This is a genomic window from Nocardioides sp. SR21, assembly GCF_022761125.1.
In the GTDB taxonomy this organism is placed as follows: domain Bacteria; phylum Actinomycetota; class Actinomycetes; order Propionibacteriales; family Nocardioidaceae; genus Nocardioides.
The window spans coordinates 179,269-195,614 of sequence record NZ_JAKWJR010000006.1 but is presented as its reverse complement, the minus strand read 5'-3'; the positions used below and the strand labels follow the sequence as shown (position 1 = coordinate 195,614).

The following is a 16,346-nucleotide window of genomic DNA, read 5'->3' as shown; positions in this document are numbered from 1 at the left end:
GGGTGTCACGCTAGTCGACGGGGTCGCGGCTCTGCGATAGTTCGCGCCGTGAGCACTCAGACAGCGCCCCCGGCGGGCGGCCTCGATCGTTTCTTCAAGATCTCCGAGCGTGGATCCACGGTGGGAACCGAGGTCCGCGGCGGTTTCGTCACGTTCTTCACGATGGCCTACATCATCGTGCTGAACCCCCTCATCCTCGGCTTCGTGCCGGACCAGGACGGCAACCTCCTCGGCGGTGGCACGGCGCCGAACCTCGAGATGATCGCGGCGGGTACGGCGCTGGTCGCCGGCGTGGTCACGATCCTGATGGGCGTCCTCGCCAACTACCCGCTGGCACTGGCCACCGGCCTCGGTCTCAACGCGTTCGTCGCGTACTCGGTCGCGAGCCAGATGACCTGGGCGGACGCGATGGGCCTGGTCGTGATCGAGGGTCTGGTGATCCTGCTGCTCGTGCTCACCGGCTTCCGCGAGGCGGTGTTCCACGCCGTGCCCGCCGAGCTGAAGGTCGCGATCTCGGTCGGTATCGGTCTCTTCATCGCGCTGATCGGCTTCGTCGACTCCGGCTTCGTCACCAAGACCGACAGCGAGACGAACACGGTCCCGGTCGAGCTCGGCCAGGGTGGCGAGCTCACCGGCTGGCCGGTGGTGGTCTTCTGCGTCGGCCTGCTGCTGGTCATCGCCCTCTGGGTGCGTCACATCAAGGGCGCGATCCTGATCTCCATCGCCGCCGCGACGGCGCTCGCCTTCGTGGTCCAGGCGATCGCCGACCTCGAGCCCACGGCGTGGGGCCTCATCGCGCCGGAGTGGCCGTCGGACGTCATCAAGACCCCCGACTTCGGCACGGTCGGTGAGTTCAGCCTGCTCGGCTCGTGGGAGAACGCCGGCGTCGTCACCGTGCTGCTGCTGATCTTCACGCTGCTGCTCGCCGACTTCTTCGACACCATGGGCACGATGACCGCGATCGGTGCCGAGGCCGGCCTGCTCCAGGAGGACGGCACCCCGCCGAACACCCGCCGCATCCTGGTCGTCGACTCGATCGCGGCCGCCGCCGGTGGTGCGGGCGGTGTCTCGTCGAACACGTCCTACATCGAGTCGGCCTCGGGCGTCGGTGAAGGCGCCCGCACCGGCCTCGCCTCGGTCGTCACCGGCATCCTGTTCCTGTTCGCGATCTTCCTGGCGCCGCTCGTCACGATGATCCCGATGCAGGCCGCCGTCCCGGCGCTGGTCCTGGTCGGCTTCCTGATGATGCAGCAGGTCAAGGGCATCGACTGGGACGACCTCGAGATCGCGATCCCGGCGTTCCTCACGATCGTGCTGATGCCGTTCACCTACTCGATCACCGTCGGCATCGGTGCCGGCTTCATCACCTACGTGCTCATCAAGATCGTGCGCGGCAAGGCCGCTGCGGTCCACCCGCTGATGTGGGCCGTCGCCGCGGCGTTCGTCGTGTACTTCGCGATCGGCCCGATCACCGGCTGGCTCACCTGAGCCACTCCTGACCAGCGGCCCGTCCCCCATTCGCCGGGGGACGGGCCGCTGCTCTGTCCCGGAATGCTTAGCAAAGGTAATGAGTTATGCTAACGATATGCCGACCACGACCGACGCCGGGCTCGCAGCGGAGCTGCGCCTCAGTGTCATGCGCCTGCGCCGGCGCCTCGCCAACGAGCGGCACCCGGACAACGAGCTGAGCCTGAACCAGATGGCGGTGCTCGGCTGCCTCTTCCGCAACGGGCCGCTGACCATCGGCGAGCTCGCCACGTGGGAACGGGTCCAGCCGCCGTCGATGACCCGCACCGTGAACTGCCTGCAGGAGAGCGGCGACGTCGTACGCCGTCCCCACGAGACCGACGGCCGCCAGGTCGTCGTCGAGCTCACCGACACCGGCCGGGCCCGCGTGGCCGCCGACCGCGACCGGCGCGACGCCTGGCTGGCCCGGCGCCTGGTCGACCTGACCCCCGAAGAGCGCGCGACCCTGCGCGCCGCCGCCCCGATCATCGAGCTGCTCGCTCAGAAGGACTGACCTCACCGCTTTATGAGCCCCACGTTCCGCGCCCTGTCCAACCCGAACTACCGCCTGTACGCCGCCGGCGCCCTGGTGTCGAACACCGGCACCTGGATGCAGCGGGTCGCGCAGGACTGGCTGGTGCTGCACGTGCCGGGCTCGCAGGGAGGTACGTCGGTCGGCATCACCACGGGTCTGCAGTTCCTGCCGATCCTGCTGCTCTCTCCGTACGCCGGCCTGATCGCGGACCGGTTCCCGAAGCGGGCGCTGCTCCAGGTCACCCAGGTGATGATGGCGCTGCCCGCGCTCCTGCTCGGCGTGCTCGCCGTCACCGGTCAGGCCGAGGTGTGGCACGTCTACGTCCTCGCGTTCGTGTTCGGCATCGGCACCGCCTTCGACGGCCCGGCGCGCCAGTCGTTTGTCAGCGAGATCGTGACCAAGGACGAGCTGACCAACGCGGTCGGCCTCAACTCGGCGTCGTTCAACGCGGCGCGGATCGTCGGCCCGGCGATCGCCGGTCTGCTGATCGGCCTGTTCGGGGGAGGGGCCGAGGCGACCGGGTACGTCATCGTCCTCAACGCGGTCAGCTACATCGGGCCCGTGCTCGTGCTGCGCCGGATGAACCCGGACCTGCTGCGCACGCCGACGCCCGCGGCCCGCGGCAAGGGGATGATCCGCGAGGGCGTCCGCTACGTCCGCGGCCGGCCGGACCTGATGCTGATCCTCGCGATCGTGTTCTGCGCCGGCACGTTCGGCATGAACTTCCAGATGACCTCCGCGCTGATGGCCACCGACGTGTTCCACCGCGGCGCCGCGGCGTACGGCCTGCTCGGCACCTTCCTCGCAGTCGGCTCGCTGACCGGTGCGCTGCTCGCGGCCCGCCGCCCGATGGTCCCGCTCCGGCTCGTGGTCGGCGCGGCGATGGTGTTCGGCGCGCTCGAGGTCGTCGCCGGGCTGTTGCCGACGTACACCCTGTTCGCGCTCTGGATGCCGCTCATCGGGCTGTCCTCCCTGACCATGGTCACCGCGGCGAACACGCTCATGCAGGTGTCCACCGACGCCGCGCTGCGCGGGCGGGTGATGGCGCTGTACATGATGATCTTCATGGGCGGTACGCCGATCGGTGCGCCCGTCATCGGGTGGATCGGCGAGACGTTCGGCGCCCGCTGGACGCTGGTGCTCGGCGGCCTGCTCACGATGGTCGGCGTGGCGGTGTCCGCGGGCTGGTACGTGAGGCGTCGGCGCGTTTTGACCGGTGTATCCGGCGCGGGTAACCTTTTTCCTCGTGTCTGGGACAACCAGGCCGTTGCGCGTGCCCGGACCCAGTCGTAGGAATCCAGTCCTCGTCTCCGGCGCGCAAGTCCTCGTCAGGACGGGCGACACGCCCGACCTCGGGGGGAGCGGCTCAGGTCGACCTAGCACCGCCCAGACCGCCAGCATTTCCCGTGCGTGCAGAGTGCGCGTACTGATAGCCACAACGAAGGGGAACCACCCGGTGCCCACCATTAATCAGTTGGTCCGCAAGGGCCGCCAGGACAAGGTGTCGAAGAGCAAGACGCCTGCCCTGAAGGGTTCGCCCCAGCGACGCGGTGTCTGCACCCGCGTCTACACCACCACCCCGAAGAAGCCGAACTCCGCTCTCCGCAAGGTCGCCCGCGTGCGCCTGTCGAGCGGCGTCGAGGTCACGGCGTACATCCCGGGCGTTGGTCACAACCTCCAGGAGCACTCGATCGTGCTCGTCCGCGGCGGCCGTGTGAAGGACCTTCCCGGCGTTCGCTACAAGATCATTCGCGGCACGCTGGACGCCCAGGGCGTCAAGAACCGCAAGCAGGCCCGCAGCCGTTACGGCGCGAAGAAGGAGAAGAGCTGATATGCCGCGCAAGGGTCCCGCTCCCAAGCGGCCTATCGACATCGACCCGGTCTACGGGTCGCAGCTGGTCTCCCAGCTCGTCTCGAAGGTGCTGCAGGACGGCAAGAAGCAGGTCGCTCAGCGCATCGTCTACAGCGCCCTCGAGGGCTGCCGCGAGAAGACGGGCACCGACCCCGTCCTCACGCTGAAGCGTGCGCTCGACAACGTGAAGCCGGCCATCGAGGTCAAGTCGCGCCGCGTCGGCGGTGCGACCTACCAGGTCCCGATCGAGGTCAAGGGCACGCGCGGCACCACGCTCGCGCTGCGCTGGCTGGTCGGCTACGCCCAGGACCGTCGCGAGAAGACGATGTCCGAGCGACTGATGAACGAGATCCTCGACGCCTCCAACGGCCTCGGTGCCGCTGTGAAGAAGCGCGAGGACACCCACAAGATGGCCGAGTCCAACAAGGCCTTCGCCCACTACCGCTGGTGATCGCGCGGGGAGGGGCACGACGTACCCCGTCGGCGTTCCTCCCCGGCTCCCCAGTCCTTCCTACTTTCTAAGGACGCAACGACAGTGGCTGTCGACATCACCACGGACCTCAACAAGGTCCGCAACATCGGCATCATGGCGCACATCGATGCCGGTAAGACCACCACCACCGAGCGCATCCTCTTCTACACCGGTATCACCTACAAGATCGGTGAGGTCCACGAGGGCGCGGCCACGATGGACTGGATGGAGCAGGAGCAGGAGCGCGGCATCACGATCACGTCGGCCGCGACGACCTGCTGGTGGAAGAACCACCAGATCAACATCATCGACACCCCGGGTCACGTCGACTTCACCGCCGAGGTCGAGCGCTCGCTGCGCGTCCTCGACGGCGCCGTCGCCGTGTTCGACGGTGTTGCCGGTGTCGAGCCCCAGACCATGACGGTGTGGCGCCAGGCGAACAAGTACGCCGTTCCGCGTATGTGCTTCGTCAACAAGCTCGACCGGACCGGCGCGGACTTCTTCCGCTGCGTCGACATGATGGTCGAGCGCCTGAACTCCACCCCGCTCGTGCTCCAGCTGCCGATCGGCGCGGAGTCCGACTTCCTCGGTGTCGTCGACCTGGTCGGCATGCGCGCGCTCACCTGGCGCGGCGAGACCACCATGGGTGAGGACTACACCGTCGAGGAGATCCCCGCGGAGATGGCCGAGCAGGCCGCCGAGTACCGCGAGAAGCTCCTCGAGACCCTGGCCGACGCCGACGACGCCGTCATGGAGAAGTTCCTCGAGGGTGAGTCGTTCACCGTCGAGGAGCTCGAGGACGCCATCCGTCGCGCCACCCTGGCCGACAAGCTCAACCCGGTGCTCTGCGGCACCGCGTTCAAGAACAAGGGCGTCCAGCCCCTGCTCGACGCGGTCGTCAAGTACCTGCCGTCGCCGCTCGACATCGACGCGATCATCGGCCACTCGGTCAAGGACGAGAGCGTCGAGATCAAGCGCCTCCCGTCCGACGACGAGCCGTTCTCCGGCCTGGCCTACAAGATCGCCTCGGACCCGCACCTCGGCAAGCTGATCTACGTCCGGGTCTACTCGGGCAAGCTCGAGGCCGGCTCGACCGTGGTCAACTCGGTCAACGGCCGCAAGGAGCGGATCGGCAAGGTCTACCAGATGCACGCGAACAAGCGTGAGGAGATCGCGTCGGTCGGCGCCGGCCAGATCGTCGCCGTCATGGGCCTCAAGGACACCAAGACCGGTCACACCCTGTGCGACCCGAACAACCAGGTCGTCCTCGAGTCGATGACGTTCCCGGCCCCGGTGATCGAGGTCGCGATCGAGCCCAAGACCAAGGGTGACCAGGAGAAGCTGGGTCTCGCGATCCAGCGCCTGTCCGACGAGGACCCGACCTTCACGGTCAAGTCCGACGAGGAGACCGGTCAGACGATCATCGCCGGCATGGGCGAGCTCCACCTGGAGATCCTCGTCGACCGGATGAAGCGCGAGTTCCGCGTCGAGGCCACCGTCGGCAAGCCGCAGGTCGCCTACCGCGAGACTCTCCGCAAGGAGGTCACGAACCACAGCTACACGCACAAGAAGCAGACCGGTGGTTCGGGTCAGTTCGCGAAGGTCGTCGTCTCGCTCGGCCCCAACATCGACCCCGAGACCGGTGTCGGCGCGGGCTACGAGTTCGTCAACAACGTGTCGGGTGGTCGCGTCCCGCGCGAGTACATCCCGTCGGTCGACCAGGGTGGCCAGGACGCCATGGAGTTCGGTGTCCTCGCCGGCTACCCGATGGTCGACGTGAAGTTCTCGCTCGAGGACGGCGCCTACCACGACGTCGACTCGTCCGAGCTCGCGTTCAAGATCGCCGGCAACCAGGCCTTCAAGGAGGCCGCCCGCATGGCCAAGCCGGTCCTGCTGGAGCCGATGTTCGCGGTGGAGGTGACGACCCCCGAGTCGTTCCTCGGCACCGTCATCGGTGACATCAACAGCCGTCGTGGCCAGATCCAGGCACAGGAGGAGCGTCACGGTGACATGGTCATCAACGCCCTTGTGCCGCTGTCCGAGATGTTCGGGTACGTTGGCGACCTGAGGTCCAAGACCTCCGGTCAGGCGTCGTACTCGATGGAGTTTGACTCGTACGCCGAGGTTCCCACGAACATCGCCGACGAGATCATCAAGAAGGTTCGCGGCGAGTAATCGTCCGGACCCTCGGCTGCACCACTTTTCTACGAGTCAAGTAACAACCCACACAGGAGGAGCCCCAGTGGCTAAGGCGAAGTTCGAGCGGACCAAGCCGCACGTCAACATCGGCACCATCGGTCACATCGACCACGGTAAGACGACGCTGACCGCGGCGATCACCAAGGTGCTGCATGACAAGTACCCGGACCTGAACGCTGCTTCGGCGTTCGACGAGATCGACAAGGCTCCCGAGGAGCGCCAGCGCGGTATCACCATCTCGATCGCGCACGTCGAGTACCAGACCGAGGCGCGCCACTACGCGCACGTCGACTGCCCGGGTCACGCCGACTACATCAAGAACATGATCACCGGTGCGGCTCAGATGGACGGCGCGATCCTCGTGGTCGCCGCCACCGACGGCCCGATGCCGCAGACGCGTGAGCACGTGCTGCTCGCCCGCCAGGTCGGCGTGCCGGCCCTGGTCGTGGCGCTCAACAAGTGCGACATGGTCGACGACGAGGAGCTCATCGAGCTCGTCGAGATGGAGGTGCGCGAGCTCCTCTCCGAGTACGAGTTCCCGGGCGACGACATCCCGGTCGTTCGCGTTGCCGCCTTCCCGGCGCTGCAGGGCGACGCCAAGTGGGGCGACTCGATCCTCGAGCTGATGAACGCTGTCGACGAGGCCATCCCGACCCCCGAGCGTGAGACGGACAAGCCGTTCCTCATGCCGGTCGAGGACGTCTTCACGATCACCGGTCGTGGCACCGTCATCACCGGTCGTATCGAGCGCGGCATCGTCAAGGTCGGCGAGGAGGTCGAGATCGTCGGCATCCGCGAGACCTCGCAGAAGTCGACCGTCACCGGCGTCGAGATGTTCCGCAAGCTGCTCGACGAGGGCCAGGCCGGTGAGAACGTCGGTCTGCTCCTCCGTGGCACGAAGCGCGAGGACGTCGAGCGCGGCATGGTTGTCATCAAGCCGGGCACCACGACCCCGCACACCAACTTCGAGGCCTCGGTCTACATCCTCTCGAAGGAGGAGGGCGGCCGTCACACGCCGTTCTTCAACAACTACCGCCCGCAGTTCTACTTCCGTACCACGGACGTGACCGGCGTCGTGACCCTCCCCGAGGGCACCGAGATGGTCATGCCGGGCGACAACACCGAGATGGTCGTTGAGCTGATCCAGCCCATCGCCATGGACGAGGGTCTGCGCTTCGCGATCCGCGAGGGTGGCCGCACCGTCGGCGCCGGCCGGGTCACCAAGATCACCAAGTGATCTGACCCAGCAAGCACCAGGAACCCCCGTCGGCTTCGGCCGGCGGGGGTTCCTGCCATTTCGGGTCGTCCGCCTCAGGTGGGTGTGGAGGCAGCCGAGAGGCGGACGACCCATGCTTGGATAGCGGCATGAGCGACAACGCCCCGCCGCCGTACGGCGAGCAGCAGCCGCCCAACCCCTACGGCCAGCAGGCGCCGGGCTACGGCCAGCAGCCGCCCGGCCAGCCGCCGTACCAGGCCTACGGCCAGCAGCCGCAGTACGGCCCTCGCGACCACCCGCAGGCCACGATGATCCTGGTGCTCGGCATCATCGGGCTGGTCGCCTGCCAGGTGCTCTCGGTGTTCGCCTGGGTCATGGGCAACAAGGTGGTCAAGGAGATCGACGCCAGCGGCGGTCAGCTGGGCGGGCGGAGCACCGCCAACGCCGGCCGGATCTGCGGGATCGTCGGCACGGTCCTGCTCGGGCTCTCGCTCCTGCTGCTGCTGTTCGTCATCGTGATCAGCTTCGCCTCGCTCGGGACGGCCTAGCCCGGTTTCGAGACCCCTCAGGTGCGGCCCTCAACCTCTCCGGCCTCGGAGAGGAGGGCCGCGATCGCCTCGCCGAACACCTCGGTGTGGCGGTCGACGTCCGCGGCCGTGTGGTGCGGGCTGAACAGCGCCATGTTGTGGAACGGCGTGAGCAGCACGCCGCGGTTGAGGCACCACAGGTGCAGCAGCCCCTCGAGCTCCTCGTCGACCGCGGCGGCAGCGGCCGCGCCGTCGCGCGGTGGAGGGCAGAACCAGTACTCCGCCCGGCAGCCCAGCCGCTGCACGTGCCACGGGAGGCCGTGCTCGGCGATCACGCCGGAGACGCCGTCGGTGAAGCGCTCGGCCAGCGGGATCGCGACCGCGAAGTCCGCCTCGCGCAGGCAGCTCGACAGGGTGGCCTTGATCGCGGCGAGCGCGAGCGCGTTGCCGGTCAGGGTGCCGCCGACCCCGGCGACGTCGATCTCGTGGCCGAGCATCGGGCCGGAGAGCCGGTCGGCCACCGCCGCGGACATGCCGTACGCCGCGCACGGGATGCCACCGCCGATCGGCTTGCCGACGACCACGAAGTCGGGATCGAGACCCCAGGCCGCGGTGGCTCCACCGGGGCCGGCGCACAGCGTGTGGGTCTCGTCGATGACCAACAGCACGTCGTGCCGCCGGGTCACCTCGCGCACGCCTTCGAGGTAGCCCGGGTCCGGCAGCACGATCCCGATGTTGGTCAGCGCGGGCTCCATCAGCAGGCAGGCGACGTCGCCCTCGGCCAGCCGCCGGTCGAGCGCGTCGAGGTCGTTGAACGGCACGACCGCGGTCGTCTCCGCCACCGCCACCTGAGGACCGAGCGCGCCCGGCCGGGCCACGACGCGGTCGTCGTCGAGCACGGCCAGCGTCTCGTCGACGGTGCCGTGGTAACACCAGTCCATGACCGCGACCCGCGGCCGGCCGGTGAGGTGGCGGGCGAAGCGCAGCACGAACCGGTTCGCGTCGGTCGCCGACATCGCCAGCTGCCACGACGGCAGCCCGAAGCGCCGGGCCAGCTCCTCGCCGACCCAGACCGCGTCGGCCGACGGCAGCATCGTGGTGATGCCGGTCCGCGCCCGCTGGGCGATCGCATCGGCCACCTGCGGCAGCCCGTGACCGGTCATCGCGCCGGTGTCGCCGAGGCAGAGGTCGACGTACTCGACCCCGTCCACGTCGGTGAGCCGAGCGCCCGACGCCGACTCGAAGAACAGCGGGAAGCGGCCGGGCCACCGGGTCATCCACGGCATCGGGACCCCGGCCAGCAGCGGACCCCGGGCCTGCTCGGCGAGCTCGGCGGAGCGCGGGTGCAGCTCGGCGAAGCGCTCCTCCTCGGCGGCACGGAGGGCGGCGATTCGATCGCGGGAGATCATGCTTGGGAAGATAGAACACATGCCCGATGAACGCGTGCGACCTGCGCGACCCCACCACAAGCTGACCGACGACGGCCGGCGGATGCGTGAGGTGCTGACCTACTCGCGGCGCGGCAGCCGGTTCACCCCGAAGCAGGCGCAGGCCTGGGAGGACTACGCCGAGCGCTTCTGGCTCCCCGACGAGGCCGTCGACGAGCCGGGCTTCTCGCTGGCCGGCATGTTCGGCCGTACGGCGCCCCTGGTCGTCGAGATCGGTTCGGGCATCGGTGAGTCGACCGTCGAGCTCGCGTCGGCCCGGCCCGACCACGACGTGCTCGCGTTCGAGGTCTGGCGTCCGGGCGTGGCCGAGACCCTCCGCCGGATCGGCGAGGCCGGCCTGACGAACGTGCGGATGCTCAGCGTGGACGCGGTCTGGTCGATGCAGCAGCTCGTCGAGCCCGACAGCCTGGCCGGTCTCTGGGTGTTCTTCCCCGACCCGTGGCACAAGAAGAAGCACCACAAGCGTCGGCTGGTCACCCCCGAGTTCGCCGCGCTCGCCGCGAGTCGCCTCGCCCCCGGCGCCGAGTGGCGGCTGGCCACCGACTGGTCCGACTACGCCGAGCAGATGGTCGAGGTGCTCGACGCCGAGCCGTTGCTGACCGGTGGCGTCGTCGAGCGGTGGGCGGAGCGGCCGGTGACCAAGTTCGAGCGCAAGGGACTGGCGAAGGACCGCGAGATCACGGACCTGCTGTACCGCAGGGTGGAGCAGTAGTCCTCCGGACGACCAGCTCGGTCGGCAGCACGACCTGCTCGGGGTCCCAGCCCTCGCCGCCGAGCGCGCCGAGGACCAGTTGGGCGGCGACACGTCCCTGCTCGTGCACCGGCTGCGCGACCGTGGTGAGGTCGAAGAAGTCGGCCATCTCGTGGTCGTCGATGCCGATGACCGAGAGGTCCTCGGGCACCCGGAGCCCGCGGTCCCGGGCCGCGCGGAGCACGCCGATCGCCATCTCGTCGGACGCCGCGAAGATCGCGGTCGGCCGGTCGTCGAGTCCCAGCAGCTCGGCGGCCGCGCGCATCCCGCCGGCGACCGTGAAGTCGCCGTCCGCCTCCAGCGCCGGGTCACGGGGTACGCCGGCCGCCGCGAGCGTCGCTCGATAGCCGCTGACCCTCTCGATCGGCGCGGTGAAGTCGAGCACCCCCTCGGTCGAGCCGCCGATGTAGGCGACCCGACGGTGGCCGAGGTCGAGCAGGTGCTGGGTGGCGGTGCGAGCGGCCAGCTGGTCGTCGATGCGGACCGTCGCCCACCCGGGCAGGTCGGCGCCGACGATCGTGACCGGCTTGTTGAGCCTCTCGAGGCTGGCGAGCTCGTCGGGGCTGGGCTTCAGGCTGAGCACCAGGATCGCGTCGACCCGCTTGGTGAGCAGGCTGGTGCCGAACACCCGGTGCCGGGCCGCCTCGTCGCCGGCGAGGTTGTAGAGCAGCAGGTCGTACCCCCGGCTGCGCAGCTCCGCCTCGGCGCCCTGGACGACCGCCGCGAAGAACCACTGCGTCACGAACGGCACGATCACCGCGACCGTCCGGGTCTGACCGCTGGCCAGTCCGGCGGCGCTGGGGGAGGGCACGTAGCCGAGCCGCCGGGCGGTCTCCCGGACCCGGTCGCGGGTCTCCTCGGAGACGCCCGGAAGCCCCCGGAGCGCGCGCGAGACCGTCGCGGTGGACATCTCCACCTCGCGCGCCACGTCCTTGATGCCGGTCATCGCGGGAGCGCTCCCACTTTTGCTCGGGAACGACTACGGTGGTGCCCATGACCCAGCACCTTCCCGACGGATCCACCCTGGCGTTCGGCGCCGCCACCGCGGCGTACCAGATCGAGGGCGCGATCGCCGAGGACGGCCGAGCCCCGTCCATCTGGGACACCTTCTCCCAGGTCCCGGGGGCCACGCGCGACGGCCTGGACGGCCGGATCGCCTGCGACTCCTACCACCGCTTCGAGGAGGACCTCGACCTGGTGAAGGGCATGAACGCCGGCTGGTACCGCTTCTCGATCGCGTGGCCGCGGATCGTGCCCGAGGGCACCGGCCGCGTCGAGACCCGCGGGCTGGACTACTACGACCGTCTGGTCGACGCCGCCCTCGCGCGTGGTGTCGCGCCGACCGCGACGCTCTACCACTGGGACCTGCCGCAGGCCCTCGAGGAGCGCGACGGCTGGCTCAACCGCGACACGGCGTACGCCTTCGCCGACTACGCCATGGTCGTCCACGAGCGCCTCGGCGATCGGGTGAAGGTGTGGGCGACCCACAACGAGCCGTGGTGTGCGGCCTACCTCGGCTACGCCGCCGGCATCCACGCCCCCGGCCGCAAGGAGGGCGCCGCCGGCCACCGCGCGGCCCACCACCTCAACCTCGGCCACGGTCTCGCTGCGGCCCGCCTGCACGAGGCGGGTGTGACCGACCTCGGCATCGTGCACAACCTGGCGCCGTTCTGGCCCGAGACCCCGGAGGCCGCGCAGGCCGCCGATGAGCTCGACGCCGTCCGCAACCGGATCTGGACCGGCCCCCTCGCGCACGGCGCGTACGACGAGGGCCTGATCCGCGTCGCTCCGGTGCTCGCCGACCCCACGCTGGTCCGCGACGGCGACCTCGACCTGGTGAAGGGCTCGGCCGACTGGATGGGCGTCAACTACTACACGCCGTTCCGGCCGACCCTCGCCGACCCGAGCCTCTCGGTGCACCCGGAGGTCGAGGCGTACCCCGGCGTCACGCCGGTGTCCTTCGTCGTCCGCGAGCCGCGCACCGACATCGGCTGGGAGGTCGACGACCGCGGGCTCGAGGAGCAGCTGGTCGACGCCCACAAGGCCACCGGCCTCCCGATCGTGGTCACCGAGAACGGCGCGGCCTACCCCGACACCTCGCTCGACGACCAGGACCGGATCGGCTACCTCCGCGACCACATCGCCGCGACCGAGCGGGCCCGCGCGGCCGGCGCCGACGTCCGCGGCTACTTCGTGTGGACCCTGCTGGACAACTTCGAGTGGGCCGAGGGCTACACCAAGACGTTCGGCATCGTCCACGTGAACCCCGATGACCAGACGCGGACGCCGAAGGCCTCCTACCACTGGCTCGCGGAGCACCTCGCCGGCCGCTAGCGACGACGATGGTTGCCGCCGGGCGTTCATCTCCGACGAAGCTCCGGCGGCAACCATGTGTCAGCCCTTGACGGAGCCTGCGAGCAGGCCGCGCACGAAGAACCGCTGCAGCGACAGGAACACGATCAGCGGCACGATCAGTGCGACGAACGCACCGGCCGACAGCAGGAACCAGTCCTGGCCGCGGGAGCCCGACAGCTCGCCGAGCCGCTGCGTCACCGGGTAGGTCTGCGGGTTGCCGAAGACCAGGGCGACGAGCAGGTCGTTCCAGACCCACAGGAACTGGAAGATGCCGAACGCCGCGATCGCCGGTGCCATCAGCGGCAGCATGATCCGCCGGAAGATCTGCACGTGGCCGGCCCCGTCGACGCGCGCCGACTCGATCAGCTCGCCCGGGATCTGGCTCATGAAGTTGTGGAGCAGGTAGATCGCCAGGGGCAGCGCGAAGATCGAGTGCGACAACCAGATCGTGTAGAAACCGCCGCCCGGCGCTTGGAAGCCGGACAGGCCGAGGTCGTTGTAGACCGTCAGCAGCGGGATCATCGTCACCTGGATCGGCACGATCTGCAGCGCGAAGATCGCGACGAACAGGAAGTTGCGGCCGGGGAAGTCCATCCACGCGAACGCGTAGGCCGCCATCACCGCGATGCTGATCGGGATCAGCACCGCCGGGATCGTGATGACGAACGAGTTGATCATGTACGTCGCGAAGTTCGTGTCCGACCCGTGCAGCACGGTGTCGTAGTTGTCCAGGGTGAAGGGTCCGGTGAGGCCGGTCCACCAACCGCTGGAGTTGATGTCGTCCTCGGAGCGGAACGACGTGATGAAGAGACCGAGGGTGGGGACCGTCCACAGCACCGCGATCACGATCGCGGCCAACGATGCCCAGGGAGAGCTGAGCGCGCGGTGCGCGCTGCTCGACAGCGACTCCTGCTTGGCGACCGTCTGCTCGACGTCGTTGACGGTGCTCATCGGCGGGCCTCCAGTCGGCGCATCTGACGGACGTTGTAGACGACGATCGGGATCACCAGCACGAAGAGCAGGGTCGCGAGCGCGGCGCCGAGGCCCTTCTCGCGGGTGACGAAGCTCTGTCGGTAGAACTCGTAGGCGATCACGCTGGTGTCGAAGTTGCCGCCGACCGTCGTGCGGACGATGTCGAAGGCCTTGAGGGTCGTGATGCTGATCGTGGTGAGCACGACGATCAGCGACGGCCGGATGCTCGGCACGGTGATGTAGCGGAACATCCGCAGGCCACCGACGCCGTCGAGGCGGGCGGCCTCCACGATGTCGTCGGGGATCGCGCGGATCGAGGCGGCGAGGATGGTCATCGCGAAGCCCGCCTGGACCCAGATCATGATCACGATCAGGAAGACCGTGTTCCAGGGCGCTTCCTGCAGGAAGGGGTAGGTGTCGAAGCCGAGGAACTTGAGGAAGCCGTTGGCGATGCCGATCTGCTCCTGGCCGGTCTCGCGGTAGGCGTAGACGAACTTCCAGATGATCGAGGCGCCGACCAGCGAGATCGCCATCGGCAGGAAGATCAGGGCCTTGGAGAACTTCTCGAACCGCGCCTTGTCGATGAGCACGGCGTACACGAGGCCGATCAGGGTGGCCGCGGTCGGGACGAGGAGCACCCAGGCCGCGGTGTTGATCAGGACCTGGGTCTGCTCGCTGTCGGTGAAGATCGCCTCGTAGTTGTCGAAGCCGACCCACTCCTTGCCCAGGCGGTCCTGGAACGAGCGCTTGATCGTCGAGAGCGCCGGGTAGACCAACCCGAACGCGACCAGGAGGACCGCGGGCAGCACGAAGGCGGCGGACTGGACGAGCTCACCCTTGCGCGAGCGCAGACGCGACGTCAGCAGCAGGATGAGGGCGACCGTGCCGAAGAAGAGGCCGATCGCGATGAACATCTGGGTGAACTTCTCACCCGTCGACATGGTCACAGGTACTCCCGGTGGACTCGGGCCGATGAGCGGCGGCTATCGGCCGGCGTGGACGGGGCAGACGGTGGTGCACGTGTCGACGGGCCGCGACGCCCGGCCCGAGGGCGAGGTGTCGCGGCCCGGCGAGCAGAGCCGGGGCGTAGGTCCGGGGCCGGCCGTCGACCGGCCCCGGAGCGCTACGTCGTGGTGCTAGGTCAGGACGCGGGCCAGGAGCTCTCGATGTTGTCGAGAGTCGTCTGCGTGTCCTGGTCCTCGCCGATCCAGGCGGTCATTTCCTTCCAGAAGGAACCAGCGCCCACCGGACCGGGCATCAGGTCCGAGCCGTCGAAGCGGAAGACCGCGTCGGGGTTCTGGAGGATCTCGACGGAGGCCTTGTCGATCGGGCTCGCGACGTTGGCGATGTCGAGGTTCTTGTTGGCGCTGACGAAGCCACCGTTCGGCGTCGCCTTGCCCTTCTCGTTGACCCACTCGCCACCGGAGATGTAGGTCATCAGCGCCTGCGTCTGGATGCTGTCGCTGAACGCGGTCACGAACTCGCCACCGCCGAGGACCGGGCTGCCCTGATCCGGGTCGATCGGGGGCAGGTAGAACGCGAAGACGTCCTTGTCCTCGCCGACCTCGACGCCCTCGCCCCAGTTGGCGGCGTAGAAGCTGGCCTGGCGGTGCATCGCGCACTTGCCGTCGAGGATCGGCAGACCGCCGTCGGTGAACTCGGTGCTCGCGATGGTCTTGAAGTCACCGAAGCCGCCGTTGACGTAGTCGTCGTTCTTCAGGATGCCGCCGACGGTGTCGAGCGCCTCCACGACGGCCGGGTCGTTGAACGGGATCTCGTGCGAGACCCACTGGTCGTAGACGTCCGCGCCACCGGTGCGGAGGAGCACGTCCTCGACCCAGTCGGTGGCCGGCCAACCGGTCGCCTCACCCGAGCCGATGCCCGCGCACCACGGCTTGACGCCGGAGTCCGCGATCGTGTCGGACAGGGCGAGCATCTCGTCCCACGTGGTGGGGATGTCCCAGCCGTTCTCCTCGAACATCTTCGGGGAGTACCAGACGAACGACTTCACGTTCGCGGTCAGCGGCGGCGCGTAGAACACGTCGTCGACCGTGCCGTAGGTCTTCCAGTCGGCGCCGTAGAACTCGTCGACGTTGTCCGACACCTGCTGAGGTGCCTCCTTGACCGCGCCCTCGTAGTCGCGGACGAGGGACTGCAGCAGACCGGGCTGCGGGATGAACGCGATGTCCGGCGGGTTGCCGCTCTCGACGCGAACCGGGAGCTGGGTCTCGAACTCCTTGGAGCCCTCGTAGACAACCTCGGCACCGGTGCAGTCGCTGAACAGCTGGAACGAGTCCTTGTAGGGCTGGTCCTCGGGGGCCACGATCGAGGTGTACAGGCTGACCTGCTTGCCCGTCAGGTCGCCGAACTGCGTGAGCTGCTCACAGCCGGCCTTGCCCTCGCCCGGCGACGTGCCGGACGCCTCGCTGCTGCCCTCGTCGTCACTCCCACCACAACCGGCGAGTACGAGCCCGGCGCTCACGAGAACGGCAGCAACCGCCATTCCCCGGCGC

At 68.8% G+C, this 16,346-nt stretch carries 15 protein-coding genes; 10 read left to right on the top strand and 5 right to left on the bottom strand.

Annotation, left to right across the window (positions count from 1 at the left end; genetic code table 11):
- The first annotated feature begins 48 nt into the window (after positions 1 to 48).
- From MJ604_RS13160 to MJ604_RS13125, 8 genes are all read left to right on the top strand, one after another.
- On the top strand, positions 49 to 1,488 hold the full coding sequence (locus MJ604_RS13160; RefSeq protein ID WP_243058915.1) for an NCS2 family permease: 1,440 nt from the start codon (positions 49 to 51) through the stop codon (positions 1,486 to 1,488).
- Between the two features lie 97 nt (positions 1,489 to 1,585).
- Positions 1,586 to 2,020 carry a MarR family winged helix-turn-helix transcriptional regulator gene (locus MJ604_RS13155; RefSeq protein ID WP_243058914.1) on the top strand — a complete coding sequence of 145 codons (435 nt, stop codon included), beginning with the start codon at positions 1,586 to 1,588 and terminating at the stop codon, positions 2,018 to 2,020.
- Between the two features lie 12 nt (positions 2,021 to 2,032).
- Positions 2,033 to 3,334, top strand: a complete 1,302-nt coding sequence (locus MJ604_RS13150; RefSeq protein WP_243058913.1) for an MFS transporter — start codon at positions 2,033 to 2,035, stop codon at positions 3,332 to 3,334.
- Between the two features lie 163 nt (positions 3,335 to 3,497).
- A complete protein-coding gene (rpsL, locus tag MJ604_RS13145) occupies positions 3,498 to 3,872 on the top strand; it encodes a 30S ribosomal protein S12 (RefSeq protein WP_243058912.1) in 375 nt (124 codons plus the stop codon).
- Position 3,873: 1 nt separating this feature from the next.
- A complete protein-coding gene (gene rpsG, locus MJ604_RS13140; protein ID WP_243058911.1) occupies positions 3,874 to 4,344 on the top strand; it encodes a 30S ribosomal protein S7 in 471 nt (156 codons plus the stop codon).
- An 84-nt stretch (positions 4,345 to 4,428) separates the two neighbouring features.
- Positions 4,429 to 6,540: an elongation factor G gene (fusA, locus tag MJ604_RS13135; protein ID WP_243058910.1), complete on the top strand. Its 2,112-nt coding sequence runs from the start codon at positions 4,429 to 4,431 to the stop codon at positions 6,538 to 6,540.
- 67 nt (positions 6,541 to 6,607) lie between these two features.
- Positions 6,608 to 7,801, top strand: a complete 1,194-nt coding sequence (gene tuf / locus MJ604_RS13130; protein ID WP_243058909.1) for an elongation factor Tu — start codon at positions 6,608 to 6,610, stop codon at positions 7,799 to 7,801.
- 128 nt (positions 7,802 to 7,929) lie between these two features.
- Complete coding sequence (locus tag MJ604_RS13125) at positions 7,930 to 8,328, top strand: DUF4190 domain-containing protein (RefSeq protein ID WP_243058908.1); 399 nt, start codon at positions 7,930 to 7,932, stop codon at positions 8,326 to 8,328.
- A gap of 17 nt (positions 8,329 to 8,345) precedes the next feature.
- Here the strand turns inward: MJ604_RS13125 and MJ604_RS13120 are convergent, their stop codons facing one another.
- Positions 8,346 to 9,716, bottom strand: coding sequence for an aspartate aminotransferase family protein (locus MJ604_RS13120; RefSeq protein WP_243058907.1), 1,371 nt, complete (start codon positions 9,714 to 9,716; stop codon positions 8,346 to 8,348).
- A 19-nt stretch (positions 9,717 to 9,735) separates the two neighbouring features.
- Between MJ604_RS13120 and trmB the strand changes: the two genes are divergently transcribed.
- Positions 9,736 to 10,467: a tRNA (guanosine(46)-N7)-methyltransferase TrmB gene (gene trmB / locus MJ604_RS13115; protein ID WP_243058906.1), complete on the top strand. Its 732-nt coding sequence runs from the start codon at positions 9,736 to 9,738 to the stop codon at positions 10,465 to 10,467.
- Here trmB and MJ604_RS13110 read toward each other — a convergent pair.
- Positions 10,433 to 11,452: a LacI family DNA-binding transcriptional regulator gene (locus MJ604_RS13110; protein WP_243058905.1), complete on the bottom strand. Its 1,020-nt coding sequence runs from the start codon at positions 11,450 to 11,452 to the stop codon at positions 10,433 to 10,435. The genes trmB and MJ604_RS13110 overlap by 35 nt on opposite strands.
- Positions 11,453 to 11,499: 47 nt before the next feature.
- On the opposite strand from MJ604_RS13110, the gene MJ604_RS13105 reads away from it, so the two are divergent.
- The gene (locus MJ604_RS13105) at positions 11,500 to 12,840 is read left to right on the top strand and encodes a GH1 family beta-glucosidase (RefSeq protein ID WP_243058904.1); all 1,341 of its coding nucleotides are present in this window, start codon (positions 11,500 to 11,502) and stop codon (positions 12,838 to 12,840) included.
- Positions 12,841 to 12,900: 60 nt separating this feature from the next.
- On the opposite strand, the gene MJ604_RS13100 is transcribed toward MJ604_RS13105, so the two are convergent.
- The 3 genes from MJ604_RS13100 to MJ604_RS13090 form a co-directional block, all read right to left on the bottom strand.
- Positions 12,901 to 13,812 (bottom strand): carbohydrate ABC transporter permease, encoded by a 912-nt coding sequence (locus tag MJ604_RS13100; protein ID WP_243058903.1) that lies wholly within the window; start codon positions 13,810 to 13,812, stop codon positions 12,901 to 12,903.
- A complete protein-coding gene (locus tag MJ604_RS13095; protein WP_243058902.1) occupies positions 13,809 to 14,774 on the bottom strand; it encodes a carbohydrate ABC transporter permease in 966 nt (321 codons plus the stop codon). Before MJ604_RS13095 ends, MJ604_RS13100 begins: the two co-directional genes overlap by 4 nt.
- Positions 14,775 to 14,974: 200 nt before the next feature.
- The gene (locus tag MJ604_RS13090; RefSeq protein WP_243058901.1) at positions 14,975 to 16,315 is read right to left on the bottom strand and encodes an ABC transporter substrate-binding protein; all 1,341 of its coding nucleotides are present in this window, start codon (positions 16,313 to 16,315) and stop codon (positions 14,975 to 14,977) included.
- Positions 16,316 to 16,346: the final 31 nt, after the last annotated feature.